Below are 26,225 nucleotides of genomic sequence, written 5' to 3'. Positions count from 1 at the left end.
GTCAGGCGTCCTTCCCGATCAGGTCGGGGGCGCGCAGCAGCTCCTCGGGGACCGCGAAGGCGTCGACGAGGTCGCCGGCGACCGGGCGGATGCGGCGGCACAGCTCACCGATCTCGCTGGTGATCGCCTTCGACCGCTGGCTGGTCAGGCGGCCGTGCTCCATGAACCAGCCGCGGTCGGCCTCGATGGTGGTGAGCGCGTAGAGGTCGCACAGTGCGTTGAGGACGCCGTGCAGCGGCCCCTCGGTGGCCGCGACCTTGTCGACGAACGCCTCCAGCACGATCCGGTCGACATGGGCGCGGGCGGCCGCGATGACGTGGTCCTGCACCTGCGAGAACACCTCGCCCGGGTTGGCGCCACCGTCGACGCCGCTCTTGAGCCGGCGGGCCACGCCGCCGATGAGGTGCTCCTCGCGGAAGCGGAACATGGCGAGGTGGTACGCCGGGTCGAGCAGCCCGGCGTCGGTGTCCCAGCTGTCCTCCTTGCCGCCGGGCAGCAGGTCGCGGATCTGCTCGAGCAGCTGGAAGGCGCGGGTCCGCTCCAGGACGGTCTCGACGGCGAGGCCGGCGACGAAGCGGACCATGCCGAGCTGGTCGAGGTCCTCGAACTCGCTGGCGTAGTCGGTCAGCAGGCCCTTGGCGACGAGCTGGAGCAGGACGTGGTTGTCGCCCTCGAAGGTCGTGAACACGTCGGTGTCCGCCTTGAGTGCCGCGAACCGGTTGACGGACAGGTAGCCCGCGCCACCACAGGCCTCGCGGCACTCCTGGATGGTGCGGGTGGCGTGCCAGGTCGCGATCGCCTTGGTGCCGGCCGCCCGCGACTCCAGCCGCTGCCGTGACTCGTCGTCGGTGACGATGCCGGAGAAGACGTCGTGCAGCTCGCCGGTCAGCACCTCCTGGGCGAAGTGCAGCGCGTAGGAGCGCGCGAGCAGCGGCAGCAGGCGGCGCTGGTGCAGGCCGTAGTCGAGGAGCAGGTCCTCGCTGTCCTCGCTCGTCGCCTCGAACTGCCGGCGACGCAGCGCGTAGCGCACGGCGATGGTCAGCGCGACCTTCGCGGCGCTCAGCCCGGCGGCGCCGACCGAGACCCGGCCCTGGACGAGGGTGCCGAGCATGGTGAAGAAGCGGCGCCCGGCGCTCTCGATCTCGCTGATGTAGGTGCCGTCCTCGGTGACGTCGGCGAACCGGTTGAGCAGCGCCTCGCGCGGCACCCGCACGCCGTCGAACCAGATCCGGCCGTTGTCGACGCCGCTGAGGCCCATCTTGTGGCCGTCGTCCTCGATCCGCACCCCGGGCAGCGTGGCGCCGTCCTCGTCGCGCAGCGGTACGACGAGCGCGTGCACCCCGTGCCGCTCGCCTGCGACCTCGAGCTGGGCGAAGACCACGGCCAGCCGGGCGTGCCTCGCGGCGTTGCCGATGTAGTCCTTGCCGGCCTCCGGCGTGGGGGTGGTGACGACGAACCCGGAGGTGTCCGGGTCGTAGGTCGCGACGGTGCCGAGGGCCTGCACGTTGCTGCCGTGCCCGGTCTCGGTCATCGCGAAGCAGCCGAGCAGCCGCCCGGCGAGCATGTCGGCGAGGTAGGCGTCGTGGTGGCGCTGCGTGCCGAGCTGCAGGATCGCGCCGCCGAACAGGCCGAACTGGACGCCGACCTTCACCAGCACCGACAGGTCGCCGTACGCCAGGGTCTCGAACGCGGCGATGGAGGCGCCGATGTCTCCCCCGCCGCCGTACTCCTTGGGGAAGCCCATCCCGGCTGCCCCGGCCGCGGCGATCTCCAGGACGACGTCGCGCACCCGCTCGCGGAACTCGTCGCGCGGCATGGTTTCGGCGTCCTCGAGGACCGGGGCGTACCTCGGCAGGAGCTCGCGCACCGTGCGCCGGATGTCGGCGTAGCGGCCGTCGAGCAGCTCGGTCAGGGCGGGGACGTCGACCTCCAGGGCGGGCGGGAGGGCGGTCGTGGACTCGTCGGCCATGCGCCGAACCTAGCCGAACGACGGTCGCGCCGGGCGCGACCTGCGGGCAGGCCGGGGGACGCTCAGGGGCGGGCGAAGAAGTCCGGGGTGCGCCAGTAGTACATGGACTCCTCGGTCACCGGCCGGCCGGTGCGCGGGGCGTGGATGATCTGGCCGTTGCCGCTGTAGAGCGCGACGTGGAAGATCGACGACGGGCTGCCGCCGTCGCTCCAGAAGACCAGGTCGCCGGGGCGCAGCTGCCCGGCCGAGATCGGGGTCGCGGCGTCGTACTGCGCGACGGAGTAGTGCGGCAGGCTCTTGCCGCCGGCCGCCCAGGCCCGCGAGGTCAGCCCGGAGCAGTCCCAGGCGTCGGGCCCCGCGGCGCCCCAGCGGTAGGGCTCGCCGAGCTGCGCGCGGGCGAAGGCGATGGCCGCCTGCGCGCCACCGGCCGGGGCGGGCGGGTCCTCAGGGGCGGGGTCGGCGGGCGCCGGGTCGGTCGTCGGGTCGGGCTGCGGGTCCGCGCCCTCCCCGGAGCCGTCGCCGCTGCCACCGCTGCCGCCGCTGCCGCCGTTGCCGCCGTTGCCGTCGGAGGAGCGGTCGTCGCGGACGGGGGTGGCGGCCCGGGCGGCGCGGCGCCCGTCCTCCAGGGCGTCCTGGCGACGCTGGGCGACGGCGATGCTGACGCCCTGCAGCCGGGCGAGCCGGGCGACGAGGCGGGTCTTGTGCCGGGCGATCCGGGTGGCGGTCGCCGCGGCGGCGTCCGCCTCGGCACGAGCGGTGTCACGGGCGGCGCGGGCGGCTCCGAGCGCGCGGACGGCCTCCTTCGCTGCGGCCGTCGCGTCGGCCTCCGCCTCCTCGGCGGCACCGGCCGCGGCGTCGTACTCGGCGCGCTGCTGGTCGAGCAGCTCGTTGACGCGCTCGGTGGCGGCGCTGTCCTCGAGCAGGGAACGCATGTCCTCGGCGGCGAGGATCGCGTTCGCAGCCTCGGCGTCGCCGCTGCCGTCGGTGGTGATCAGCACGTCGCGGAAGGCGGCGGCCTGGACGCGCAGCGCCCGGTCGGCCCGTACGGACGCAGCGACCGCGCGCTTCTCCTCCGCCCGCGCCTGCCGCGCGGCCAGGCGGGCACCATTCCACGCCTCGGCCGCCCTGGCGGCCCGGATCGTGGCGGCGTCGAGCGTTGCGTCGGCCTCGGCGAGCAGCTCGCGCACCCGATCGACGTCGGTGCGGGCCGCGTCGGCCCGGTCCTGCGCCTCGCGGACGTCGGAGGCGCTCGGCGTCCCGGGCCCGTCGGGGTCGGCGACCGCGGGGGCGATCACTCCCGCCGCGAGGACGAGCGCGAGCAGTCCGGTCCCGAGAGCTGGTTGGCGCACCCGCAGCACCGTAGTTCCCATTCGTCACATTGGGAACAGAAATCTCGGATTTTCTCAGGAGTCACGGCGTGTCGGCTTGACTAACTACATCGTTGTAATTCGGTCGGAGCGAGCTCGGGGTTTCACCGCCTAGGTGGTGAAACTCCGCGACTGGGCACACGAAACCCCGGCTGGGCACACGAATCTGGCGGCGTGTCGCCGTGGTTTCACCACCTGGGTGGTGAAACCCCTCCTCGCCCGCCCGGCGACAGGCCAGTCAGCTCGCCGGGGCGGTCGCGGCCGGCTCCGCCTCCGCGTCGCCGTCCCCGCCGTTCCCGCCGTCGGCGCCGTCCTCGGACGCCGTTGCTCCCCCACGAGGGCGGCGGGTGAAGCGTTGTCCGGCGGCCAGGCCGCCGACGTAGAAGGAGACCACCGCGATGGAGACGCCGGCGACGTCGTCGGCGACGTAGTGCCAGCCGAAGTAGAGGGTCGCGACGACGGTGCAGGCGAAGAAGATCCAGCCGAAGATCGTGAGCTTGCGCGAGCGCAGCGTGTACTGGATCGCGAGCACCCACAGCAGCGAGATGGCGACGTGCAGGCTGGCGAACCCGGCCACGGAGTTGAGGATCCCCTCGACGGAGTCGTCGTAGAGGTAGCGACCGCGCGCGTTGGTGATGCCGTCCATCAGGTCGGTCGTCGGCGTGTGCGCGAGCTTGGTGTAGCGCGGCCAGTAGGCGATGCCGGGGCCGAGCGTGGGCAGCAGGTAGTAGGACAGCGTGCCCAGCGACCAGCCGAGCACCTGCGCGCACACGAACCAGTAGCCGAACGACAGCGTGCGCGACCAGACCAGCCAGACGAGGACGAGGGTGACGACCATCGGCAGGTACGCCAGGTAGACCTGCGAGAGGAAGTGGGCCGCGACGTTGGTGCCGAGCAGGCCGTGCAGGACGTCGCTGGGGTCGTGGCCGAAGAAGAGCACGCGGTCGACCAGGTGCAGCTCGCGGTCGTACGACAGCGCCCGCACCTCGCCCGGCGGCGCGTCCGGGTCGGAGCGCACGAACGGCAGGAACGACTTGAGGTTCCGGTAGCAGACGTAGGTGACGTAGAAGCAGAGCGTGCCGACGACGACCAGGCGCATGCGCCCGCGCGTCCAGTGGTCGCGGAAGCGCTCTGCGACGACCTCCTTGAACCGTCGGCGACGACGCCAGGACTGCCAGAGCCCGCGCACGCCGAGGTCGATGGCGAGGCCGGCGAGCAGGATCGTGAACGAGCGGATCACGACGTCGACGACGAGGATCAGGCTGAGCAGGGTGATGCTCGAGACATCCACGTCGAGCAGGTCGAGGGCCATCGTCAGGGACGGCCCGAGCATCTTGCCCTCGGGCTCGACGGGCGCCTGGTCGTACCTCAGGCCGACGACGTACGTCGTGACCCACATCAAGACTGCCGTCGAGACGAGCAGCGCTGTCGCACGCCGATACACCTCAGGGAGTGTAGGTCGTCGGGCCGACCGGCTGCGCGCGGGCCGCGCGTCCGGCGCCGTACGACGCGCGCGCGTGACCCGCGTCACGTCCACCTCCCGGCGCCCCGCGGGGGCAGCGCCGCGCAGGCTCCGGCGTCGACGTGGAGACGCACCCGGTCCCCCGGCGCGGGCTCCGTCGCGGCGTCGGCGAGGGCCGCGAGGCGACCTGCCCCGTCGACGTCGACGTCGAGCCGCAGTCCGTCGGGACCGAGCCGCACCGAGCGCACCGTGCCGGGCAGGCTGCCCCCGCCGACACCGACGACACCGCCGGCACCGTTGGCCGCGCCGCCCCCGTCGGCACCGTCGGCCGGCAGGGCCCGGATGCCCGAGGAGCGCACCGCCAGCTGTCCACCCGGCTCGAGCGGCACTGATGCGGCGCGGGCGACCAGCGTGGCGGCGTCGCCGTCGAGGACCACGGAGTAGCCGAGCGAGCGGGCGGCGGGAGCGTCGACGGGAGCCCGCCACAGCTCGGCGGCGGGGCCCTCCTGGACGACCCGTCCGCCGCGCATGACGGCGATCCGGTCGGCGACCGCGAACGCCTCGGACTGGTCGTGGGTGACGAAGAGCGCGGTGGTGCCGGCCTCGGTGAGGATGCGGCGCAGGTCGGCGGCGAGGCGGACCCGCAGGCTCGCGTCGAGCGCGCTGAGCGGCTCGTCGAGCAGCAGCAGCCGCGGCCGCGCGGCCAGGGAGCGGGCGAGTGCGACGCGCTGCCGCTCGCCTCCGGACAGGGTGCGCGGCAGGCGCTCGGCGTACCCGCCGAGGCCGACCAGCTCGAGCAGGTCGTCCACCTCGCGCCGGACGGTACGACGGTCGGCGCCCCGCAGCCGCAGCGCGTAGCCGACGTTGCGGGCGACCGTGAGGTGGTCGAAGAGCTGCCCGTCCTGGAACATCAGCGCGAACCCGCGGCGGTGGGTCGGCGTCCCGGCGAGGTCGACGCCGTCCCACGCGATCGTGCCGACGGCGGGCTCGAGGCCGGCGACCGCCCGCAGCAGCGTGGACTTCCCGCAGCCGGACGGGCCAAGGACGGCGAGGACGTCACCGTCGGCGACGGCGAGGTCGACGCCGTCGACCGCGACGGCTCCGTCGAAGGCGACCGTGACGTCGGTGAGCTCGAGCATCACCACGCTCCTGTTCCGGGCACCCGCAGGCGCTCCACGACGAGGATGACGGCCGCGGTCACCGACGCGAGCACGACGGACGCGGCCAGGGCCGTGCCGTGGTTGAGCGCGCCGGGGTGGCCGAGCAGCCGGTAGATGACGACCGGGAGGGTGGGCTCCGACGGCCGGACGATGAAGGAGGTCGCGCCGAACTCGCCCAGCGACACGGCGAACGCGAAGCCCGCGGCGGCCAGCAGCGGTCGCCACACGACGGCGAGGTCGACGGTCAGCAGGGTGCGCACCGGCCCAGCGCCGAGCGAGGCGGCGGCCTGGCGCTGCCGGTCGTCGATGCCGGCGAGCACCGGGACCAGCAGGCGCACCACGATCGGCAACGCCACCAGGGCCTGCGCGATCGGCACGAGCATCGGGCTGGCGCGCAGGTCGAGCGGCGGCTGGTCCAGCGCGATGAGGAAGCCGAAGCCGAGGGTCACCGCGGAGACACCGAGTGGCAGCATGAAGAAGCCGTCGAGCACGGCCCGCACCCGGCGCCCGACCAGCGAGCGCACCCGCCGGGTCACCACGAACGCGACGACGAGCCCGAGCGACAGCGACAGCCAGGTCGCGTCGACGGCGATCCGCAGGGACGCGGCCAGCGCGTCGGAGACCGGCACCTCGAAGAGGCCGTCCGCGGAGCCGCCGAGCGCACGGTAGTGGTCGAGCGACCAGCCGCCGTCGCGGCGCAGGGAACCCACCACCAGGGCGAGGATCGGCAGCGCGACGGCCGCCAGGGTCATCAGGGTCACGACCACGGCCGGGGTGTCGCGCCACCGGGGGCGGGCGGCGGGGGCGACCACGCGCCGTACGGTCGGGTCGGGGACGGCGCGGAGCCGGCCGACCACCACCAGCAGGCACACGACCGCGAGCATCTGGACGAGCGACAGCGCCGCGGCGGCGGGCAGGTCGAGCAGGTCGGCGGTGAGCAGGTAGATCTCGGTCTCGACCGACGCGTAGCGCACGCCGCCGAGCACGAGCACCACGCCGAAGGCGGTCGCGCAGAAGAGGAAGACGACGCTGGCGGCCGACACGACCGCGGGCCGCAGCGCCGGGAGGGTGACGGTGCGGAACACCTGCCACGGGGTCGCGCCGAGCGCGGCAGCCGCCTCCGCGGGGCGCCGGTCCAGCGACTCCCACGCGACCCCGACGGTGCGGATCACCACGGAGACGTTGAAGAAGACGAGCCCGATGATGATCGCGACCGCGGTGCCGTCGAGGTCGAGGAAGCCGAGCACGCCGGAGGGTGCGATGAGCTCGCGCACCGCGAGGCCGACCACGACGGTGGGCAGCACGAACGGAACGAGCAGGGCGGCGCGCACGACGGACCGCCCGGGGAACCTCAGCCGGTGCAGCACGTACGCCGCCGGCAGGCCGAGCAGCACGGCGACGGTCGTCGCGACGGTGCTGGTCCACAGCGTGAACCAGACGACGCGACCGGTGCGGGGGCGGCGCAGCACGTCGAGCACGGCGCCGGGGTCGAAGGAGCCCTCGGGCCACAGCCCGCGGTGCAGCATCGCGCCGACCGGCAGCACGAAGAAGACGCTGACGACCGCGACCGGGACCAGTGCGAGGACGGCGTACCCGACGTGCCCTCGCACCCGGCCCCGGGAGCGGGCGGCGCTCACCTCGAGACGATCTCCGTCCAGGCCTCCAGCCACGCCTGCCGCTGCGCGGCGACCTCCGCCGGGTCGACCTGCTCGGCCGACTCCGGCTGCCGGGTGAAGCGGGCCCAGTCGGCCGGGAGGTCCACGTCCTCGGCGACCGGGAAGACGTACATCGAGGTCGGCAGCGCGGCCTGCACCTCGGGCGAGAGCAGCCAGTCGACGACGGCGCGCGCGGCCTCGGTGTTGGTGTCCTCGCCCTTCAGCACGCCGGCGTACTCGACCTGGCGGAAGCAGCCGTCGAGGAGCGCGCGGGTGGAGGTGCGCTGGCCGGCCTCGTCGACGGTGAAGGCCGGGGAGGAGTCGTAGGAGACGACGATCGGCCGGTCGCCGCCGGAGAAGGTGAAGTCCTCGTAGTAGGCCTCGGTCCAGCCCTTGACGACCTTGGCCCCGTTGGCGACGAGGTCCTGCCAGTAGCCGGTCCAGTCGTCGCCGTACCGCGCGATGGTGGCCAGCAGGAAGGCCAGGCCGGGCGAGCTGGTGCTCGCGGCGGGCACGACGAACAGGTCCTCGTACGCCGGCTTCGCCAGGTCGTCGAGGGTGCGCGGCTCGGCGACTCCGTTCTTGCGGAACCACGCACGGTCGACGTTGACGCACACCGCGCCGGTGTCGACCGGGGTGAGCGCGTCGCCGTCGTCGCCGGGCAGCTCGTGCTGCTCGGCACCGGCCGGCAGCTCGGGGGCGTAGGCGTCGAAGACGCCCTCCTCGACCGCACGGGTCGCGAAGGTGTTGTCGATGCCGAAGACCACGTCCCCGACCGGGTTGTCCTTGGTCAGCACCAGCTGGTTGGTCAGCGCGCCGGCGTCGGTGAGCTTGCTGATGGTGAGCTGGTAGCCGGTCTCGTCCTCGAACTGCTCCACCAGCTCCTCGGGCAGCGCGAAGGACTCGTGGGTGACGAGGGTGACCTTGTCGTCCTCGACCCCGCTGCCGCCGTCGCCCTCCTGGCCGAGCAGCGAGCAGCCGCCCGCGAGGAGGGTGGCGGCGGTGAGGCCGGTGATCGTGGTGAGCATGCGTACGCGCACGTGTGACTCCCTTCGCCGGTGCTAACCGGATCAGGTTCGGAGGGTCTGCGGGCGGTCCCGCACTCTCAGCCCCGCTCGGGGCTCCCCTGTCTGACCGCTCCAGTCTAGGACGCGGCCACGGCGGTGTAGGCCACACCCTCCGGGTGGTCCTGCGCGGTCGCGTCGCCGCGGGCGACGAGCAGGTCGAGGTGCGCCTTGGTCTCCATCGCGGCCATGCCCTGGCTGAACACGTCGAGCTCGCCGAACGCGCGCTCGTGGCGGGTCCAGCCGAGGTCGCGCGCCACCACGAGCGCCGTGGTGGTGCCGCGCTCGCGCAAGGACCGCAGGCACAGCGCGAGCCGCTCCTCGTGGTGGGCGAGCAGCTCGTCGACGCGCTGGTACGACGACGGGGCGACCGGCCCGTGCGCCGGCAGGATCCGCAGGTCGGGCAGCTGGCGCACGCGGGCGAGCGAGGCCATGAAGTGCCCCAGCGGCTGGTCGCTGGCGGGCACGGTGAACCCGATGGACGGGGTGATGGTCGGCAGCACGTGGTCGCCGGAGAACAGCACGCCCTCGGCGCGGTCGGCGTAGACGTAGTGCCCCGGCGTGTGCCCCGGCGTGTGCACGGCGTCGAGGAGCCGGTGGCCCACGTCGAAGGTGCGGTCGCCCTCCAGCCAGGTGTCGGGGAAGGCCCAGTCCCGGGCGTCGGGCAGCTCGCCGTCGTGCCCCGCGGCCCACAGGTCGGCGATCTCCGCGGCGCCCGCGGTGCGCAGCACGTCGAGGAACGGGCTCTCGCCGATCTCGGCCTGGGAGGCACGGTGGAGCAGCTCGAGCGCAGGCTTCTCCTCGATGCCGAGGGCCACGTCGGCGCCGTACTCGTGGCCGAGCACGGTGGCGAGCGTGTAGTGGTCGCGGTGCACGTGGGTCACCAGGAACCGCTTGATGTCGCCGAAGCCGGAGCCGATCGAGCGCAGGCTCCGGTCCAGCAGCTCACGCGCGACCGGGATCGACCAGCCACCGTCGATCAGGGTGAGCCCGTCGTCGCCCTCCACCGCGTAGACGTTGACCGCCTTGAGCGCGTCCATCGGCAGCGGCAGCGGGATGCGGTGGATGCCCTCGGCGACCTGCCAGGCGCCCTCCTTCGCCCAGTGCTCGCCGGAGTCCGGTGAGACCGCATGACCGGTGGAGACGCCCCCTGTGCTCATGCGGCGACCTTAGTGAGCCCTCGCTCCCGGCTGGAGGTCGGGGAGGTTCAGGTCGAGGTTCGGCTGCTGCAGCCCGCCGTCGACCTCGATCAGCTTGCCGGTGAGGTACTGCCCCGCCCGCGAGGACAGGTAGACCACCGCGGCGGCGACGTCCTCGGCCTCGCCGATCCTGCCGAGCGGGGTCGCGTCCTCCATCTGCTGCTTCATCTCGGGCACCCCCGCGACGAACTCCAGCGAGCTGGTCATCACCGAGCCGACGTACACGCCGTTGACGCGGATGCTGGGCGCGAGGTCGGTGGCGGCGAGCCGGGTCCAGTGCGCGAGCGCGGCCTTGGCGACGCCGTAGGCCAGGTAGCCCCGCGCCGCCGAGCGGCCCATCATCGAGCTGATCGAGGTGATCGACTTCTGCCGCCCCTCACCGGCCGACTCCAGCATCAGCGGCACCGCTGCACGGCTGAGCGCGTGGGCGGTGGAGACGTTGAAGTGGAAGGACTCCTCGAGGTAGTCGACCTCGGTGTCGAGGAAGGCGTTGGGGATGGTGCCGCCGACGTTGTTGACGACGACGTCGAGGCGCCCGAAGGCGTCGTACGCCGCCTGCGCCAGCCCGGCGACCTCGTCGGTGCGCGCGAGGTTGGCCGGTACGACGACCGCGCGTCGCCCGGTGGCCTCGATCCGTTGCGCGACCTCGGCCAGCTGCGACTCGGTGCGTGCGGAGATCAGCACGTCCGCGCCGGCCTCGGCGAGCGCGACGGCGGTGGCGGCGCCGATGCCGCGGCCGGCGCCGGTGACGACGGCGACGTGGTCGGTGAGGGTGAAGCGATCGAGGATGCCCATCAGCGCCGGCCTCCCGTCGTACCGGCGACCAGGCCGCGGCCGGTGACCAGCGGCAGGTCCAGGGCGGTGCGCAGGCCGGGCTCGGCTGCGACGACGGCGGGGATCGCGTTGATCAGTCGCTGCGCGGTGACGATCATCCCGGAGACGTTGTGGTCGCCGTCCTCGCCGTGGTGGGTGAACTCGACCTTCATGCAGGGCTCCCCCGTGATCTCGATGCGGTAGCAGCCGTCGCCCTCGTGGGGCCGGGGCCAGTCCGGCTCGGCGTCGGCGTCGGTGCGGGTGACGTGCTCGAGGGTGATCCGCGGGACGCCGTCGACGGTGCCGATGACACGGAAGCGCACCGAGCCCATCGTCCCCTCCTCGACGTCGAGGGAGACGGTGCTGACGGTGCGCGGGGCGGGGCGGCGCTCGACCTCCTCGACGAGCGGCTCGTCAAGGGTCACGCCGAGGCCGGCGGCGATCACGCGCACGACGGGCCCCCAGGCGGTGGTGAGGATGCCCGGCTCCCACAGCAGCGGCGTGGCGTCGAGCGGCTGCCCGAAGCCGAACAGGTCGCGCATGACGACGGGCTGGTAGTAGGTGGAGTAGTCCGCGATCTCGCTGACCTTCACGTGGTCGATGCGCTGGCTGAGGCTGCTCATCACCAGCGGCAGCACGTCGTTGGCGAAGCCGGGGTCGATGCCGTTGACGTGCAGGCTGGCGCCGCCCTGGCGCCCGGCCTCGTCGATCGCCTCGATCATCTCGGCCGGCAGCGTGCCGTCGCGGTGCAGCAGGATCACCGGCCCCGACGACACCACGTTGACGCCGTCGCGCAGGAGGCCGGTCAGGTCCTCGATCGACTCGAACACCCGGTCGTCGGTCATCGCACCGTGCACGACGCAGTCCGGCCGCAGCGCGACGAGCTCGTCGCGGTCGGTCGTGGCGGCGATGCCGAGCTCGCGGCCGAGCCCGGCCAGCTCCCCGGCGTCCTTGCCGTGCTTGTCGGGCGTGGAGGTCCACACCCCGACCAGCTCGAGGTCCGGGTGGGCGTCGACGCCCGCGATCGCGTGCCGTCCGATGGTGCCGGTGGACCAGACGACCACGCGCAGCGGCTTGTCGGGGATGACCTGTGACATGGTGGTCACAGTAGAACGAGTTCTAGTTTTCGGGAAGGGTTCTTCGGCGCAGTTTCACCACCTAGGTGGTGAAACCCCGGCCTGGCGCAGGAAATCAGGCCCGAATCTGCAAGTTTCGTGTGCCCAGTGGCGCAGTTTCACCACCTAGGTGGTGAAACCCCTCAGCGCTCGCCCACCGACGGCACCGGGATGACCTCCCCCGGCCCCCACTCGGGGCACCGCGTGCCGGAGTAGATCGTCGGCATGCAGCGGTTGCAGTGGATGCAGATGCCCCGCTGCGCCTCGCCGGCCTGCAGGCGGTTGACCAGGTCGGGCTCGCGGAGCAGGGCGCGGCCCATGGCGACGAAGTCGAAGCCGTCGGCCATCGCCTGCTGCATGGTGTCGAGCCGGTTGATGCCGCCGAGCAGCATGAGCGGCATCGCCAGCTCGCGGCGGAAGACCTGCGCCTTCTCGCGGAAGTAGCCCTCCTCGAAGGGGTACTCCTTCATGAACCGCCGCCCGACGGGGGTCTTCATGCCCCACTTCACGACCGTCGGCATCGACGCCGCGAACTCGTCGACGGGGGCGCCGCCGCGGAAGAGGTACATCGGGTTCATCAGCGACGAGCCGCCGGAGAGCTGCAGGGCGTCGAGGTGGCCGTCGGCCTCGAGCAGGCGGGCGACCTCGAGGCCGGTCTCGGTGGTGACGCCGCCGGGGTAGCCGTCGGAGACGGAGACCTTGGCGGTGACGGCGACGGCGTCGCCGACCTCCTCGCGCACGACGCGCGCGACCTGCCGGGCGAGGCGGGCGCGGCGCTCGAGGTCGCCGCCCCAGCGGTCGCGGCGGCGGTTGAGGGCGGGCGCGAGGAAGGAGGAGATGAAGTACGAGTGCGCCATGTGCAGCTCGAGGACGTCGAAGCCCGCGCGCACCAGCAGGCGGGCCGCGTCGACGTACGCCTGCGTCACCCGGGCCAGGTCCTTCTCCGTCGCCGAGCGGATCATCTGCATCGACAGCGGGCTCGGCATCGCGCTGGCCGCGATGGCCTGGGCTCCGTTCGAGCGGCCGTTGGCGACCGGACCGGCGTGGCCGACCTGCGCAGCGATCGCGGCACCAGTGGCGTGCACCTCGTCGGCGAGGCGCGCCAGGCCGGGCAGCGTGCGCTCGGAGACGACGATCTGCTCGGCGTGCGTGCGGCCCTCGGGCGCGACGGCGAGGTAGGCGACCGTGGTCAGGCCGACGCCGCCCGCCGCGGGGGCGCGGTGGTAGGCGATGAGCTCGTCGGTCACCTCGCCGTGCGGGGTCCGGCCCTCGAAGGTGGCCGCCTTGACGGTGCGGTTGCGCAGGCGCACCGGGCCGAGGTCGGCGGGGCTGAAGACGTCGGGGATGTCGGTCACGAGAAAACTGTAACGTGTTCCACTAGCATAACTCGACTTACGTCCCCTATCGTCGGCGCATGGCGAAGACGTTGTGGCGCGACCGGAACGAGCAGCTGGACCCCGAGACCGACTACGTCGAGATCTACCAGAACCTCGCGCTCTACGAGTTCACCTGGGACATCACCCAGGCGCTCAGCTTCGCGCTCTTCCGCACCTACGCGGTGCCGAGCGTCGGTCGGCTGCTCCACGAGACCGGCGCGTTCACCACCCAGGTGCAGAAGCGGTACGACGACACCGCGCTCCTGCTCGAGGCGCCCTTCGTGCACGGCTTCGACAGCCCCGAGGGCAAGACGGCCATCCGGCGCATCAACCAGATGCACCGCTCCTACGACATCAGCAACGACGACTTCCTCTACGTGCTGTCGACGTTCGTGGTGGTGCCGAAGCGGTGGCTCGACGACTACGGCTGGCGCTCGTTCACCGACACCGAGCTGCGCGCCAGCGTCAACTACTACCGCGCGCTGGGCCGGCACATGGGCATCAAGGACATCCCGGAGACCTACGACGGGTTCATGCACCTCATGGACGACTACGAGCGCGAGCACTTCGACTTCGACGCCGGCGGTCGCCGGGTCGCGGACTCGACGCTGGCGCTGCTGACGACGTTCTACCCGCGCCCGCTGCGCAAGCCGGTCGAGGTGTTCAGCCGGGCGCTGATGGACGAGCCGCTGCTGGAGGCGTTCGCCTACACCGACCCCGGACCGGTCGCCCGGAAGGTGAGCCGCGCCGCGATGCGCGCCCGCGCGCGACTGCTGCGCTGGACGCCGTCGAAGCGGAAGCCGACGTTCACCGCCGACCTGCCGCGGATCAAGAGCTACCCCGACGGGTTCCGCCTCGCCGAGCTCGGCACCCAGCCGGTGCCCGGCCTCGGCGGGTGCCCGGTGCGGCACGAGTCCGCGCCCGCCTGAGCACCCGCCGGGTACGGCGACCGGCCGGTCGGGCTCAGTTGAACTTCGGCGCCCGCTTCTCCAGGAACGCGGACACGCCCTCCCTGCCGTCCGGCGAGACCACGAGCTCACGGATCGACAGCGTCTCCTCGCGCAGCGCGGTCTCCGGCGTCGGGGCAGCGGCGGTGCGGAGCAGGCGCTTCGCGGCCGCGCTCGCGGTGCCGGAGGCGGCAGCGAGCTGTGCGACGACCTTCTCGGCGGTGGCGGCGAGCTCGTCGGCCGGGACGACGCGCGCGACCAGGCCGGCGTCGTACGCCTCCTGCGCGGTGAGCATGTCGCCGAGGATCGCCAGGCGCAGCGTGCGGTGCAGGCCCAGGGTGTTGACCAGCAGCGAGCTCCCGCCGTCGGGCGAGAGCCCGACCTTGCCGTAGGCGAGGCTGAACTTCGCCGTGTCGGCCGCGATGACGACGTCGCCGACCGCGGCCAGCGGGAAGCCGGCGCCGGCGGCCGCGCCCTGGACCACGGTCACGACGATCGCGTCGGAGCGGACCAGCTCGCTGACGATGCGGTGCAGGGCGTCGGCGAGGTCGTCGATGAACAGGCCCGCGTCGTCCGCGCCGGCCATGCCGGCGAGGTCACCGCCGACGGAGAAGAAGCGTCCCTCCGCGTCGATGACGATCACGCGGGCGGCGTCGCGGTGGGCGCTGCGGACGGCGTCGAGCAGCTGCTCGACGGACCCGGGGTTGATCACGTTGCCACCGTCGGGGTTGGCGAGGGTGATGCGGGCGATGCCGTCGGCGTACGCGTAGCGGACGAGGCTCATGGGGAGTGGTTCTTCCTTCGGTTCAGCGGAACTGGTCGTGGAGCGAGGCCGGGAGGTCGAAGAGCGGGTCGCGCGTGATCTCGGCCCGGCCGAGGGTGGTCAGGTGGGCCTCGTCGGGACCGTCGAAGATCCGCATCGCGCGGTGCCAGCCCCAGAGCGCGGCCAGCGGCGTGGCGTCGCTGATGCCGGCGGCCCCGTGCAGCTGGATGGCCCGGTCGATGACGGACAGCACGGCGCGCGGGACGGCGACCTTGGCGGCGGCGATGAGGTGGCGCGCGGCCTTGTTGCCCTCCCCGTCGACCGTGTACGCCGCCAGGTGGCACAGCGCGCGAGCCTGGTCGAGCTCGATGCGGGACTCGGCGATCTTCTCCCGCACCGCGGACTGCTCGGCGAGCAGGCCGCCGAACGCCGTGCGGGTCTTCGCGCGCTGCACCATCATCGCCAGCGCCCGCTCACCCGCGCCGAGGGCCCGCATCACGTGGTGGATGCGGCCGGGGCCCAGGCGCATCTGCGCGGCCGCGAAGCCGCCGCCCTCCTCGCCGAGCAGGTTCGACAGGGGGACGCGGGCGTCGGTGAACTCGATGACGCAGTGGCCGTGCTGGTCCTGGTGGCCGAAGACCGGGTAGGACCGTCTGACCTCCACGCCGGGGGTGTCGACGGGGACGATCACCATCGACTGCTGGCGGTGGGTCGCGGCGGTCGGGTCGGTCTTGCCCATCACGATGAGCACCTTGCAGCGCGGGTCGGCGGCGCCGGTGATCCACCACTTGCGGCCGTTGATGACGTACTCGTCGCCGTCGCGCTCGATCCGGGTCTCGATGTTGGTGGCGTCCGAGGACGCCACCGCCGGCTCGGTCATCGCGAACGCGGAGCGGATCTCACCGTCCAGCAGGGGCTTCAGCCACGTCTCCTGCTGCTCGGGCGTGCCCACGAGGTGCAGCAGCTCCATGTTGCCGGTGTCGGGCGCCTGGCAGTTGATCGCCTCCGGGGCGATCTCCAGGCTCCAGCCGGACAGCTCGGCGATGGTGGCGTACTCGAGCTGGGTCAGCCCGGACTCGCTGGGCAGGAAGAGGTTCCACAGCCCGCGCTCGCGGGCGCGCACCTTCAGGTCCTCGACGACGGGTGGGACGGTGTGGTCGTCCGGGCCCCGCTCCTCGCGGTAGCGCGCATAGGCCTCCTCGGCGGGGAAGACGTCCTCGGCGAGGAACGCCTTCATCTCGTCGAAGAGCCGGACCGCCTGCTCGCTCGGCGCAGGGTAGGCGGGGTACATCGCGGAGCCGGTCATGCGGGCAATGATGCCGTGGGTCACGCAGCGCAGGCGCCGGTGTCCGCCTCACGCCCCTCGGTCTCCGGCGCGCGCCCCTTCGCCGCACTCTCCTCGACCTGGCTGGCGGTGAGCGCGTAGCCGGTCTCGGGGTCGGTCACCGATGCCGCGAAGACGACGCCGGCGACGCGGCCCTGCGGGGTGATGATCGGGCCGCCGGAGTTGCCGGGACGCACCAGCCCGCGCAGCGAGAACACCTCGCGGATGACGGTGCCGGAGCCGTAGATGTCGGGCGAGCGGAGGTTCTGCATCGCCCGCACGCGCCCGGTCTGCACGTCGAAGGGACCGTCCTGCGGGTAGCCGACGATCGCGACCGGGTCCTTGGCCTCGGTGCCCTTGTCGAAGCGGAGCACCGGCACGTCGCCGGTGTCGAGGGCCAGGACGGCGACGTCGAGCTCGCGGTCGTAGTGCACGACGCGGGCCAGCTCGGTGCCGCCGCCGATGCTGACCTCGGGGTCCTCGACGCCGGCGACGACGTGGGCGTTGGTCATCACCCGGCCGGGGGCGTAGACGAAGCCGGTGCCCTCCACGCCGCGGCCGCACTTGTTGGCGCCGCGGATCTTCACCACGCTCGGGCGGACCTCGCGGATGGCCGCCGAGCGGGGCAGGTCGGTCGGCCCGGGCTGGACCTCGACGATCTGCTCGGGCGCGAACGGCTCGAGGTAGCGCGGGAAGAAGCCGGTGCCGACGACGTTGTTGAACGCCTTGAGCGCGTTGGGGGCGGCGTCGGGCAGCGCGTCGTTGACCTTCGCGAGCACCGTCGAGCTGCGGACCAGGGTGGTGACCGAGCCGATCCGGGTGCCGGTGATCGCGACACCCAGCGCCCACGCGACGAGCAGCACGGCCAGGGCGCTCAGCAGCGCGCCCCCGACGGCGTCGAGGGCGCGCGCGGGTTGCCAGGTGATGCGCTCGCGGACCCGCGCGCCGGCGTACTGCAGGAGGGCCTGGCCCAGCGAGGCGCAGAGGATGACGATGAACAGCGCACCGAGCGAGACGGCGAGCGAGGGCTCGAAGCGGCTCAGCACGAGCGGCGCGCCGAGGATGCCGAGCAGGCCTCCGGCGAGCAGGCCGATCGTGGCGAAGGCGCCGGTGACGAAGCCCTGCCAGTAGCCGGACAGGGCGTAGGCGAGGACGAGCAGGAGCAGCAGCCAGTCGAGGAGGTTCACGCGTCACCCGGCTGGTCGGCGTCGTTCGGCTCCAGGATGTCCATGCCGTCGTCCCCCGGTTCCTCGGCGCCCGGAGCGGCGGCCGTCCGGCTGGTCCGGCGGGCGTACTCGGCGAGCATGTAGTCGGGGAGATCATGCACCGGCGGGTCCGCCACCGGCGGGAGCCACCCGAGGAAGTCGAAGAACCGGGTGAGGATGCCGCCGGTGAAGCCCCACAGGATGACGTCCTTGTCGGGGCCGATCAGGAAGCCGGGACCGGTCCACCCGCCGGGGTGGCGGACCTGGATGCGGTGCTCGGGCGCGAACAGCTCCTCGAGGGTGACCCGGTGGATCGCGTGCACCTCCTCCGGCGAGGCGACCCGGACCGGGCCGGGCTCGCGCCACCAGCCCAGGATCGGGGTGACCGCGAAGTTCGACGGCGGCAGCCACAGCTCGGGGAGCTTGCCGAACACCTCGACGCCGGCGGGGTCGACGCCGATCTCCTCCTCCGCCTCGCGCAGCGCAGCCTGCACCGCCGTCTCGCCGGGGTCGATGCTGCCGCCGGGGAAGGAGACCTGGCCGGGGTGGGAGCGCATGTCGTGGGCGCGCTCGGTGAGCAGCACGTCGCGCTCGCCGAGGAGCATCAGCACCGCGCCGCGGCGGACCTCGCGGCCCGGCGGGGGCAGGAACGCCGTCAGGTCGCTGCCCTCGATCGCCCGGGCGCCCTCCGCGACGGGCAGCAGCCAGTCGGGCAGGTCCGCAGGCAGGCCGGCAGGCAGGTCGGCAGGCAGGTCGGCGGGCTGGTCGGTCATGGCTTCTCCGGCCGGTCGTCGAGGTCGGCACCGGGGTCGGAGAGGTCGATACCCAGCGCGTCCTCGCTCATCGCCACGATCTCCGCGAGCGAGTCGATGCCGCCGGCCTTCTGCTCGACCGACCCGTCCTCGCGGACGAAGAGGAACTGCGGCAGCACCTGCAGCACCAGGTCGCTCTCCTGCAGGTCGCCGCACGCGTCGGCCGCCGAGGGGTAGGTGACGGACTTGAGCCGGGCGAAGTCGATCGCCGCGCCGGGGTAGGTGTCGAGGAAGTTGACGCCCAGCATGGTCACCCGGTCGCCGTACCGCTCGTGGAACTGCTGCAGGACCGGCATCTCCTCGCGGCACGGCCCGCAGGTCGTCGACCAGAAGTTGATGACCGCCGGGCCCTCGACGTCGGCCAGCGAGAGCGAGTCCTCGCCTCCCAGGCAGTGCAGCGCGACGTCGGGCAGGTCGGCCGCGCCGGCGGAGGTGCGCACCTCCGTGCAGTCGGCGATGCCGGCGGCCTCGCGGTCGGCGACGAGCTCGGGGGTGTCGACCTCGACCTTGCACGCCAGCGCGGCCGGGCCGCCGCCGTCGCACGCCGTCAGCAGCATCGCCACCGCCGCCAGGCCGGCGGCGCGCACCCCACGCATCAGTTCGGGCCCTCCGTGCGGACCAGCTTCTCCGCCTCCACCGGGTCCGTCGGGCCGGTGCCGTACGACGGGCACCACCGTGCGACCGGGCAGGCGCCGCACGCGGGCTTCTTGGCGTGGCAGCGTCGCCGGCCGTGCCAGATGAGGTGGTGGGAGAGCATCGTCCAGTCCCGCTTGGGGAAGAGCGCACCGACGGCGTGCTCGACCTTCACCGGGTCGGTCTCCTCGGTGAACCCCAGCCGCCGCGCGAGCCGGCCGAAGTGCGTGTCGACGGTGATGCCGGGGACGTCGAAGGCGTTGCCGAGCACCACGTTGGCGGTCTTGCGGCCGACGCCGGGGAGCGTCACGAGGTCCTCGAGGCGCCCGGGCACCTGGCCGTCGTACCTCTCGACGAGGGCGGCGCTGAGCTTGAGCAGCGACTCGGTCTTGGCTCGGAAGAAGCCCAGCGGTCCGACGATCTGCTCGAGGTGGGCGCGGTCGGCGGCGGCCATCGCCGGCGGGTCGGGGTAGGCCGCGAACAGGATCGGGCGCACTGCGTTGACCCGCTTGTCGGTCGTCTGGGCCGAGAGCACGGTGACGACCAGGCACTGGAAGGCGTCGTCGAAGTCGAGCTCGGCCTTCGCGTCGGGGTAGGTCTCGGCCAGCACGCGGTTGATCTTGCGGGCGCGGCGGACCCGCTGGGTCGGGGTCTCGTCGTCGACCGTGATGGCCCGCCTGATCTCCCGCACGGAGCCAGCCTACGGGGGCGCGCCGACAACAGGAGCCGTGCGTCCGCTGGGTGCGACGGGCTGCAGGCTAGGATGCCGCCGACCGGGTTCTACACTTTGGAGGAAGCGTGGACAACGACGTACTCCGTCAGGCGCCACTGTTCAGTGCCCTCGACGACGAGGCCATGGCGGCATTGCGCTCGTCGCTGGCCACCACGCGGCTGCGCCGCGGCGAGGTGCTGTTCCACGAGGGCGACAGCGGCGACAAGCTGTACGTCGTGCTCGAGGGCAAGGTGAAGCTCGGTCGCACGTCCTCGGACGGGCGCGAGAACCTGCTCGCGATCATGGGCCCCGGCCAGATGTTCGGCGAGCTGTCGCTCTTCGACCCCGGCCCGCGCTCGGCGACGGTGACCGCGGTGACCGACGCCGAGTTCGCCTCGCTGTCGCACGAGGACCTCCTGCGCTGGCTCGAGGGCCGCCCGGTCGTCGCCCGCGGCCTGCTCGCCCAGCTCGCCGGCCGGCTGCGCAAGGCCAACGACGTCGTCGCGGACCTCGTCTTCTCCGACGTGCCCGGCCGGGTCGCCAAGGCGCTGCTCGACCTCGCCGACCGCTTCGGCCGCACCGCCGACGACGGCGTCCACGTGCACCACGACCTCACCCAGGAGGAGCTCGCCCAGCTGGTCGGCGCCTCCCGCGAGACGGTCAACAAGGCGCTCGCCGACTTCGCCTCGCGCGGCTGGCTGCGCCTCGAGCCCCGCTCGGTGGTCATCCTCGACATGGAGCGGATGTCGCGCCGCGCGCGCTGACCCCTCCCCCGCCGGCCCCCTCTTCACGACACCACCCGTCCGCCGGCCTGCCCTCCGGGGCGGCCTGGCACGGGTGGTGTCGTGTGTCAAGGCCTCTGCGGTAGTCCCCGCGGCCCTCCTCCGGCGTCAGGAGCGGGCGGTGAGGTAGTCGCGGGTGGGGTCGTCGGCGGGGTAGAAGGCCTCGATGGCGAGCTCGCTGAGGGTGACCTCGCGGGGGGTTCCGAAGACGGTGGTCGTCGACATCAGGGACAGCACGAGGTCGTCGGAGACCCGCAGCCGCAGGGGTACGACGAGCGCGGATGAGTCAACGTCGGGGACGCCGTCGCCGACCACCTCGTCGTGGAGCTCCCGGAGCAGCTCGTCCCCGCTGGCGTCGTACTCCCGGCGCAGGCGGACGGCGAGGTGGGCGCGCCACTCCTCGAGGTTCTCGATGCGCGGGGCGAGGCCGTCGGGGTGCACGGACACGCGGATGACGTTGACGGGCGGCTCGAGGAGCTCGGGCGGGACGCCGTCGAGGAGGGCGAAGGCCGCGTCGTTCGCGGTGACCAGGTCCCAGTGCCGGTCGACGACCAGCGCGGGGAACGGGAGGTGACCGCGCAGGATGGCCTCGAGCGCGGCGTTCGCCTCGGCCATCGGCGGGTCGGTGAGCCTCAGCTCGGGGTGGGCGGGTGCGTGGCCGGCTGCCACCAGCACCTGGTTCTGCTCGCGCAAGGGGACCTCCAGGAAGTCGCACAGGCGCATGACCATCGCGCTGGTGGGGCGCGCCTTGCCGGTCTCGATGTAGCTCAGGTGGCGGGTCGAGACGTCGGCCCGGCTGGCGAGCTCGAGCTGCGAGAGGTGGCGGCGCTGGCGCCACTCACGGATCAGGACTCCGGCACTGGCGTTCACGTCGGCCAACCTAGCCACGCCACGTCGGCGGGGACATGACCTCGGAGGTCATGTCCCCGCCGACGTCTGGGGCGCGGGTGCGCGGGTCGGTCAGGCGCGGCGGCGCAGCACGAGGCCCGCCCCGGCCCCGAGCAGCAGCAGCGCGAGGAGCAGCGGCGCGGTGAGCGCCGGGGCGCCCGTGGCCGGGAGTCCTGCGGCGTCAGCCGGCGCGCCCTGGCTGTCGACCTGTCCACCGACGTCGCCCGTGACCGGGACGTCGTCGCCGCCGAGGCCGTCCTCGTCCGGGAGCTCCGCCTCGAGCACGGTGACGGTGAACGTCGCACCGGTCGTGGTCCGGGCCGCGCGGGTCAGCACCGGCGCCGCGGCGTCGCTGGCGGTGCAGGTGACCACCGTGGTGCCGTAGGGGAAGGTCGAGCCCGACGCGGGGTCGCAGGTCACCGGGACGTCGCCCGCGACGGCGTCGTGCGCGGTGGCCGTGAAGGTCACGACGGCACCCTCGTCGGCGTTCGACCGGACGGTGATGTCGGCCGGCACGGTGATGACCGGTCCGGTGGTGTCGACGACGCCGACCCGGAAGGTCGCGCTCGCCTCCCCGCCCCAGGCGTCGACGACGTCGCAGCGCACGTAGGTGTCACCGAGCGGGAAGGTGTCGCCCGCGGCGACCTCCGGGCCGGTGGCGGGGCCGGGGCTGCCGTCCCACACCCGGCAGGTGGCGGGCAGCGGGGTGCCGGTGAAGTCCTCGCCGCCGGCCGCGAAGTCGACCGCTGCGCCGTCGGGCCCGGTGGCCTCCTCGACGAGGTCGGCCGGCACGGTGACGGTGGGTTCCGGCGCGGTGACGGTGACGACGAAGGACTCGCTGGTGGTACTGGAGCGCGAGTTCGTCGCGGAGCAGGTCACCGTCGTGGCGCCGATCGGGAAGACGTCGCCGGACGCGGCCGGTACGTCGCCGGGGCGCAGGCAGGTCACCGGCAGGGGGCCGTCGATGGCGTCGTGGCCGGAGGCCGCGAAGCTCACGGGGGCGCCGTCCGCGGAGGTGGCCTCGGCAGTGCCGTCGGCCGGCACGGTGACGGTCGGCACCGGGTCGGTCACCTCGATGGTGAAGCGGTGCAGCTTGTACTGCAGCAGGTTGAGGATCGAGACCGGCGCCCAGAGGCAGGCGCCGTGGTAGGTGCCGACCTCGAGGGTGCGGGTCGTCGAGAAGCTGGTGCCGAGCACGAGCCCGAGGAAGTCGAGGCGGTGGAACTGCAGGACCGAGCTGACGTAGACGTCGCTGATCGCACAGGTCCCCACGACGATGGGCAGCTCGGACCACCCGCCGCTGATCGAGAAGTCGAGCGGGACCTCGGCGCCCTCGGGGCCGGTGGCCTCGACGACGATCGACGTGCCGCCGGACACGACGACCGCGCCCGGGCCGGCGGCTGCGGAGACGTCTGGCGACGGCTCGGCAGCCAGCCCGACGGCAGGCCCACCCGTCGCCCCGGGCGTGGCGGGCGCCGGGTCCGCACTGGCGGCGGGACCGGACGGCGCAGGCGAGGCGTCCGGCTCGGGGGCTGGTGCCGGTGCCGGCTCGGGGCCTGCGGGGGTCGGCTCGGGGGCCGGGTCAGGCGCCGGGTCGGGCGCCGGGTCGGGCGCCGGGTCAGGCGCCGGGTCAGGGGCCGGCTCGGGTTCGGGAGCAGGCGCCGGGTCGGCCGAGGCCGTGGCCGCGGGCGTGCCCGGGACGGTGTCGGCGGCCATCGCCGGGCCCGCCGCGAGCACACCCACCAGGGCGAGCGACGACGCGAGGGCAAGGGTCAGCGGTCTGGTCGTGCGTGGAGGGAGCATGGGACCACTCCAGCAGAGGCCTCACCAGAAATCCGGGGAACGAGCAGATCCGGCCTCGCCGCGCAACCCTCGGATCAGCGGGTACGACGGGCGAGGTACTCCAGCTGCGCGCGCACCGACCACTCGGCGGCGCCCCACAGGGACTCGTCGACGTCGGCGTAGACGACCTCCACGACGCGGCGCGCGAGGATCGGGTCGTCGGCGGCGTCGGGGTCGAGCGGCGGGGTCCTGCCCAGCACCGCGAGGGCCTGCTCGACCTGGTCGAGGCGCTCGCGCCGGTGCGTCCGGTAGTGATCGAGGACGCCGGCCGCGTCGGCGAGCACCGGCCCGTGGGCCGGCCACAGGGTCGCGACCCGGCCGTCCTGCACGAGGCCGCGCATCCGCTCGAGCGAGTCCAGGTAGCCGGCGAGGTCGCCGTCGGGGTGCGCGATGACCGTGGTGCCGCGGCCGAGGACCGCGTCGCCGGTGAGCAGCGCCCGGTCCTCCTCGACCAGCAGCGAGATCGAGTCACGGGTGTGGCCCGGCGTGTGGTGCACCTCCAGCCGCAGGCCGTCGAGCTCGATCTGCTCGCCGTCGACCACGGGGTCGGCGCGCCAGCACTGGTCCGCGTCGAGGCCGCGGACGCCGCACCCCATCCGCTCGGCGAAGGAGCGCGCCGCCTCGGTGTGGTCGATGTGGTGGTGGGTGACCACCACCGCGTCGACCTCCCCCGCGACGGCGGCGACGGCGTCGAGGTGGTCGTCGTGCAGCGGCCCGGGGTCGACCACGATCGAGCGGCGCGCGCCCGGCTCGCGCAGGATCCAGGTGTTGGTGCCGTCGAGGGTCATCAGGCCGGGGTTCGGCGCGAGGACGCACCGCCCCCGGTCGCCGTGCTCGCCGCCGTGCCAGGGCTCCACGGTCAGCTCTCCCGTCGGGCCAGCACCATCGGCCGCAGGTGCTCGGGCATCGACAGCGTCCAGCCGTCCTCGTGCTCCTCGACCTCGGGCATGAACATCTCCGCGCGGCGCCCCCGGCTGGCGGCGAGCACGGCGTCGACCGTGCCGAGGCTGGCGACCTCCAGGCAGGTGAGGTACGTCGGGGGCAGCATCGCGAGCTCCTCGCGGTCGGCCTGGGCGACGGCCTCGTCGGCGGAGAGCCAGACGACCTCCGAGGACTCGGTCGAGACGTCGCGGGTGACCTGGCCCTCGGGCAGCTGCGCGACGAAGAACCAGGTGCGGTAGCGCTTCGGCTCCATCACCGGGGTCAGCCAGGCACTCCAGATGCCGAGCAGGTCGGTGCGCAGCACGAGGCCGCGGCGGTCGAGGAAGTCGGTCAGCGACAGCGCGCGCGACTCCAGCGCGTGCCGGTCGGCCTCCCAGTCCTCGCCGGTGGTGTCGGCGACGACCTCGTCGGCGGACGGGCCGGCGAGCAGCACGCCGGACTCCTCGAAGGTCTCCCGCACCGCGGCGCAGACCAGGGCCCGGGCGACGTCCTCGGTCGTGCCCAGGCGGGCCGCCCACTCCTCGGGGGCGGGACCGGCCCAGGCCACCTCGTGGTCGTAGTCGCGGGGATCGACGCCCCCGCCGGGGAAGACGGCCATCCCGCCGGCGAAGTCCATCGTCACGTGGCGCCGCAGCAGGTAGACCTCCGGCTCCCCGCCCGCGCCCGGGCGCTGGAGGATCACCGTCGCCGCGTCGCGCGGCTCGGCCGGCTCACGGCCGCCCTCGGTGAACTCCCGCGCCAGCGCGACGAGGTGCTCGGGCAGCCCCACCGGCGGCAGCGGGATCCTCACGCGGAGACCTCGGCGACCTCGGCGACGACCTCGACCTCCACGGTGGCGTCGAGGGGCAGCGCGGCCACGCCGACGGCGGACCGGGCGTGCACGCCGGCGTCGCCGAAGACCTGCGCGAACAGCTCGGACGCACCGTTGGCGACGGCCGGCTGTCCGGTGAAGTCGGGCGTGGAGGCGACGAAGACGACGACCTTCACGATCCGCACGCCCTCGAGGGTGCCGGTCTGCGACCGGATCGCCGCGAGCGCGTTGAGGGCGCACTGGCGCGCGGCCTCGGTCGCCTGCTCGGGCGTGGCGGTGTCACCGACCTTGCCGGTGGCGACGAGCTCGCCGTCGCGCATCGGGATCTGGCCGGCGGTGAAGACGTGCGCACCGCTGCGGACCGCGGGCACGTACGCCGCGACGGGCGGTACGACGTCCGGGACCGTGAGGCCGAGCTCGGCGAGACGCTCCTCGGGCGTGGCCACGGCTCAGCCCTCGACCGGACGCTTGAAGTAGGCGATGTCGTTGCCGCCCTGGCCCGGGACGAGGGTGACGAGCTCCCAGCCGTCCTGGCCGAAGTTGTTGAGGATCTGCGCCGCGACGTGGTTGAGGACGGGCGCCACCTGGTACTCCCACTTGGTCATGCCCAGCACCCTACTCAGGCGCTGACCTGTGGCCGCCCTCACATCGTGTGCGACGATGCCTGCCGTGAATCTGGACAACGCCGTGTGGCTGCTGACCGGTCTGGCCGCGGTCGTGGTGCTGCTGACGAGGCTGCGGCTCGCCACCGAGCAGTCGCAGGCGGGGCACGCGCTCGTCCCCCTCGCCGTCGTCAACGCGCACACCGTCATCGGCGTGGTCGCCCTGGCGGCCTGGATCGCCTACCTCTCCTCACCGGGCGGGGCGCTCGGCGCCGCGTCGCTGGTCGTGTGGTGGATCGAGGTGGTGATCGGGTTGCTCATCCTCGCCCGCTGGTTGTCGGGCTCCGGCAAGCACGCCACCGCGACCACGGGTGACAGCTGGGGCCAGGGCCCCGGGCTGTCGATCCTCGCCCACGTCGGCATGCTGCTGGGGATCTGCTTCTTCACCTGGGTCGTGCTGGCCGACAAGCTCGCCTGACCCGCACGGCCGGCCTGCCGGTCGGCTCATGTAAGGAGCTCCGGCGGTTGATCACCGTCGCGGGTCCCGGGATGGTGAGTGTCCCGGCTGGTCCGGTGAGTGGCGTCGTGACGGGCTCTGGGGTGTCGGCCTGCGGGTCGGTGGCCCCGTTCGGCTGATTGCCATCGCTGGTCTGGCCACGGATGCCCCGGATGAGGGAAGTGGACCGGCCCAGCGAGGTCGGGTCCGGTTTCAGCGCATGAGTGGGAGCCGTCGTCAGATCGCTCGCCTGCTCTTGGGACCGTGGCCGTGGAGGTACGTCGTT

At 73.3% G+C, this 26,225-nt stretch carries 25 protein-coding genes and 1 riboswitch; of the genes, 3 read left to right on the top strand and 22 right to left on the bottom strand.

Annotation, left to right across the window (positions count from 1 at the left end):
- Nucleotide 1: 1 nt before the first annotated feature.
- The 10 genes from NOCJ54_RS0111005 to NOCJ54_RS25180 all read right to left on the bottom strand — a co-directional run bounded on the left by NOCJ54_RS0111005 (nt 2) and on the right by NOCJ54_RS25180 (nt 13,159).
- Entirely contained in the window at nt 2-1,969 is a 1,968-nt protein-coding gene (locus NOCJ54_RS0111005) for an acyl-CoA dehydrogenase family protein (protein WP_028655548.1), read from the bottom strand.
- 62 nt (nt 1,970-2,031) lie between these two features.
- The gene (locus NOCJ54_RS0111000) at nt 2,032-3,318 is read right to left on the bottom strand and encodes a C40 family peptidase (protein ID WP_157514871.1); all 1,287 of its coding nucleotides are present in this window, start codon (nt 3,316-3,318) and stop codon (nt 2,032-2,034) included.
- A gap of 256 nt (nt 3,319-3,574) precedes the next feature.
- Nucleotides 3,575-4,780 (bottom strand): phosphatase PAP2 family protein, encoded by a 1,206-nt coding sequence (locus tag NOCJ54_RS25190; protein WP_232221750.1) that lies wholly within the window; start codon nt 4,778-4,780, stop codon nt 3,575-3,577.
- Nucleotides 4,781-4,863: 83 nt separating this feature from the next.
- Nucleotides 4,864-5,937, bottom strand: coding sequence for an ABC transporter ATP-binding protein (locus NOCJ54_RS25185; protein ID WP_051485733.1), 1,074 nt, complete (start codon nt 5,935-5,937; stop codon nt 4,864-4,866).
- Complete coding sequence (locus NOCJ54_RS0110985) at nt 5,937-7,595, bottom strand: ABC transporter permease (protein ID WP_028655546.1); 1,659 nt, start codon at nt 7,593-7,595, stop codon at nt 5,937-5,939. Before NOCJ54_RS0110985 ends, NOCJ54_RS25185 begins: the two co-directional genes overlap by 1 nt.
- Nucleotides 7,592-8,653, bottom strand: coding sequence for a thiamine ABC transporter substrate-binding protein (locus tag NOCJ54_RS0110980; protein WP_028655545.1), 1,062 nt, complete (start codon nt 8,651-8,653; stop codon nt 7,592-7,594). The genes NOCJ54_RS0110985 and NOCJ54_RS0110980 overlap by 4 nt, the downstream gene beginning before the upstream one ends.
- A riboswitch (TPP riboswitch) is annotated at nt 8,644-8,751 on the bottom strand. (Overlaps the previous gene by 10 nt.)
- A 6-nt stretch (nt 8,752-8,757) precedes the next feature.
- On the bottom strand, nt 8,758-9,837 hold the full coding sequence (locus tag NOCJ54_RS0110975; protein ID WP_028655544.1) for an MBL fold metallo-hydrolase: 1,080 nt from the start codon (nt 9,835-9,837) through the stop codon (nt 8,758-8,760).
- 9 nt (nt 9,838-9,846) lie between these two features.
- Nucleotides 9,847-10,671 carry an SDR family oxidoreductase gene (locus tag NOCJ54_RS0110970; RefSeq protein WP_028655543.1) on the bottom strand — a complete coding sequence of 275 codons (825 nt, stop codon included), beginning with the start codon at nt 10,669-10,671 and terminating at the stop codon, nt 9,847-9,849.
- On the bottom strand, nt 10,671-11,786 hold the full coding sequence (locus NOCJ54_RS0110965; RefSeq protein WP_028655542.1) for an NAD(P)H-dependent amine dehydrogenase family protein: 1,116 nt from the start codon (nt 11,784-11,786) through the stop codon (nt 10,671-10,673). The genes NOCJ54_RS0110970 and NOCJ54_RS0110965 overlap by 1 nt, the downstream gene beginning before the upstream one ends.
- A 161-nt stretch (nt 11,787-11,947) precedes the next feature.
- Nucleotides 11,948-13,159, bottom strand: coding sequence for an oxidoreductase (locus NOCJ54_RS25180; protein WP_222430561.1), 1,212 nt, complete (start codon nt 13,157-13,159; stop codon nt 11,948-11,950).
- Nucleotides 13,160-13,218: 59 nt separating this feature from the next.
- Between NOCJ54_RS25180 and NOCJ54_RS0110955 the strand changes: the two genes are divergently transcribed.
- A complete protein-coding gene (locus NOCJ54_RS0110955) occupies nt 13,219-14,109 on the top strand; it encodes an oxygenase MpaB family protein (protein ID WP_028655541.1) in 891 nt (296 codons plus the stop codon).
- Nucleotides 14,110-14,143: 34 nt separating this feature from the next.
- On the opposite strand, the gene NOCJ54_RS0110950 is transcribed toward NOCJ54_RS0110955, so the two are convergent.
- Genes NOCJ54_RS0110950 through nth form a run of 6 tightly spaced genes read right to left on the bottom strand, consistent with a single transcriptional unit; the run spans nt 14,144 to nt 19,555 of the window.
- Complete coding sequence (locus NOCJ54_RS0110950; protein WP_028655540.1) at nt 14,144-14,911, bottom strand: enoyl-CoA hydratase/isomerase family protein; 768 nt, start codon at nt 14,909-14,911, stop codon at nt 14,144-14,146.
- A gap of 22 nt (nt 14,912-14,933) precedes the next feature.
- Entirely contained in the window at nt 14,934-16,196 is a 1,263-nt protein-coding gene (locus NOCJ54_RS25175; RefSeq protein WP_084255074.1) for an acyl-CoA dehydrogenase family protein, read from the bottom strand.
- 20 nt (nt 16,197-16,216) lie between these two features.
- Complete coding sequence (locus NOCJ54_RS0110940) at nt 16,217-17,401, bottom strand: MarP family serine protease (protein ID WP_028655539.1); 1,185 nt, start codon at nt 17,399-17,401, stop codon at nt 16,217-16,219.
- Nucleotides 17,398-18,192, bottom strand: coding sequence for an NUDIX hydrolase (locus NOCJ54_RS25170; protein WP_084255064.1), 795 nt, complete (start codon nt 18,190-18,192; stop codon nt 17,398-17,400). Before NOCJ54_RS25170 ends, NOCJ54_RS0110940 begins: the two co-directional genes overlap by 4 nt.
- On the bottom strand, nt 18,189-18,827 hold the full coding sequence (locus tag NOCJ54_RS28220) for a TlpA family protein disulfide reductase (protein WP_051485731.1): 639 nt from the start codon (nt 18,825-18,827) through the stop codon (nt 18,189-18,191). The genes NOCJ54_RS25170 and NOCJ54_RS28220 overlap by 4 nt, the downstream gene beginning before the upstream one ends.
- Nucleotides 18,827-19,555: an endonuclease III gene (nth, locus tag NOCJ54_RS0110925; protein WP_051485730.1), complete on the bottom strand. Its 729-nt coding sequence runs from the start codon at nt 19,553-19,555 to the stop codon at nt 18,827-18,829. Before nth ends, NOCJ54_RS28220 begins: the two co-directional genes overlap by 1 nt.
- 107 nt (nt 19,556-19,662) lie before the next feature.
- Between nth and NOCJ54_RS0110920 the strand changes: the two genes are divergently transcribed.
- Nucleotides 19,663-20,340, top strand: coding sequence for a Crp/Fnr family transcriptional regulator (locus NOCJ54_RS0110920; protein WP_028655537.1), 678 nt, complete (start codon nt 19,663-19,665; stop codon nt 20,338-20,340).
- 126 nt (nt 20,341-20,466) lie between these two features.
- Here the strand turns inward: NOCJ54_RS0110920 and NOCJ54_RS0110915 are convergent, their stop codons facing one another.
- The 6 genes from NOCJ54_RS0110915 to NOCJ54_RS29875 form a co-directional block, all read right to left on the bottom strand.
- On the bottom strand, nt 20,467-21,228 hold the full coding sequence (locus NOCJ54_RS0110915) for a helix-turn-helix transcriptional regulator (protein ID WP_232221749.1): 762 nt from the start codon (nt 21,226-21,228) through the stop codon (nt 20,467-20,469).
- A 90-nt stretch (nt 21,229-21,318) separates the two neighbouring features.
- On the bottom strand, nt 21,319-23,049 hold the full coding sequence (locus NOCJ54_RS25160) for an HYR domain-containing protein (protein ID WP_036517579.1): 1,731 nt from the start codon (nt 23,047-23,049) through the stop codon (nt 21,319-21,321).
- Between the two features lie 74 nt (nt 23,050-23,123).
- On the bottom strand, nt 23,124-23,945 hold the full coding sequence (locus NOCJ54_RS0110905; protein WP_028655534.1) for an MBL fold metallo-hydrolase: 822 nt from the start codon (nt 23,943-23,945) through the stop codon (nt 23,124-23,126).
- A gap of 2 nt (nt 23,946-23,947) precedes the next feature.
- Nucleotides 23,948-24,820 carry an NUDIX hydrolase gene (locus NOCJ54_RS25155; protein ID WP_084255063.1) on the bottom strand — a complete coding sequence of 291 codons (873 nt, stop codon included), beginning with the start codon at nt 24,818-24,820 and terminating at the stop codon, nt 23,948-23,950.
- Complete coding sequence (locus tag NOCJ54_RS0110895) at nt 24,817-25,287, bottom strand: RidA family protein (RefSeq protein ID WP_028655533.1); 471 nt, start codon at nt 25,285-25,287, stop codon at nt 24,817-24,819. Before NOCJ54_RS0110895 ends, NOCJ54_RS25155 begins: the two co-directional genes overlap by 4 nt.
- A gap of 3 nt (nt 25,288-25,290) precedes the next feature.
- Nucleotides 25,291-25,446, bottom strand: a complete 156-nt coding sequence (locus NOCJ54_RS29875; RefSeq protein WP_174245243.1) for a hypothetical protein — start codon at nt 25,444-25,446, stop codon at nt 25,291-25,293.
- Between the two features lie 64 nt (nt 25,447-25,510).
- Between NOCJ54_RS29875 and NOCJ54_RS0110885 the strand changes: the two genes are divergently transcribed.
- A complete protein-coding gene (locus NOCJ54_RS0110885; protein ID WP_028655532.1) occupies nt 25,511-25,921 on the top strand; it encodes a hypothetical protein in 411 nt (136 codons plus the stop codon).
- The last annotated feature ends 304 nt before the right edge of the window (nt 25,922-26,225 follow it).

Source organism: Nocardioides sp. J54 (assembly GCF_000519005.1).
GTDB lineage: Bacteria > Actinomycetota > Actinomycetes > Propionibacteriales > Nocardioidaceae > Nocardioides.
This window is presented reverse-complemented; position numbering and strand designations above follow the sequence as displayed.

Coding starts and splice junctions, on each gene's coding strand:
- NOCJ54_RS0111005 (WP_028655548.1), bottom strand. CDS start 1,969: ATGGCCGACGAGTCCACGACCGCCCTCCCGCCCGCCCTGGAGGTCGAC.
- NOCJ54_RS25185 (WP_051485733.1), bottom strand. CDS start 5,937: ATGCTCGAGCTCACCGACGTCACGGTCGCCTTCGACGGAGCCGTCGCG.
- NOCJ54_RS0110975 (WP_028655544.1), bottom strand. CDS start 9,837: ATGAGCACAGGGGGCGTCTCCACCGGTCATGCGGTCTCACCGGACTCC.
- NOCJ54_RS0110970 (WP_028655543.1), bottom strand. CDS start 10,671: ATGGGCATCCTCGATCGCTTCACCCTCACCGACCACGTCGCCGTCGTC.
- NOCJ54_RS0110965 (WP_028655542.1), bottom strand. CDS start 11,786: ATGTCACAGGTCATCCCCGACAAGCCGCTGCGCGTGGTCGTCTGGTCC.
- NOCJ54_RS0110955 (WP_028655541.1), top strand. CDS start 13,219: ATGGCGAAGACGTTGTGGCGCGACCGGAACGAGCAGCTGGACCCCGAG.
- NOCJ54_RS0110950 (WP_028655540.1), bottom strand. CDS start 14,911: ATGAGCCTCGTCCGCTACGCGTACGCCGACGGCATCGCCCGCATCACC.
- NOCJ54_RS25175 (WP_084255074.1), bottom strand. CDS start 16,196: ATGACCGGCTCCGCGATGTACCCCGCCTACCCTGCGCCGAGCGAGCAG.
- NOCJ54_RS25170 (WP_084255064.1), bottom strand. CDS start 18,192: ATGACCGACCAGCCCGCCGACCTGCCTGCCGACCTGCCTGCCGGCCTG.
- NOCJ54_RS28220 (WP_051485731.1), bottom strand. CDS start 18,827: ATGCGTGGGGTGCGCGCCGCCGGCCTGGCGGCGGTGGCGATGCTGCTG.
- NOCJ54_RS25160 (WP_036517579.1), bottom strand. CDS start 23,049: ATGCTCCCTCCACGCACGACCAGACCGCTGACCCTTGCCCTCGCGTCG.
- NOCJ54_RS29875 (WP_174245243.1), bottom strand. CDS start 25,446: ATGACCAAGTGGGAGTACCAGGTGGCGCCCGTCCTCAACCACGTCGCG.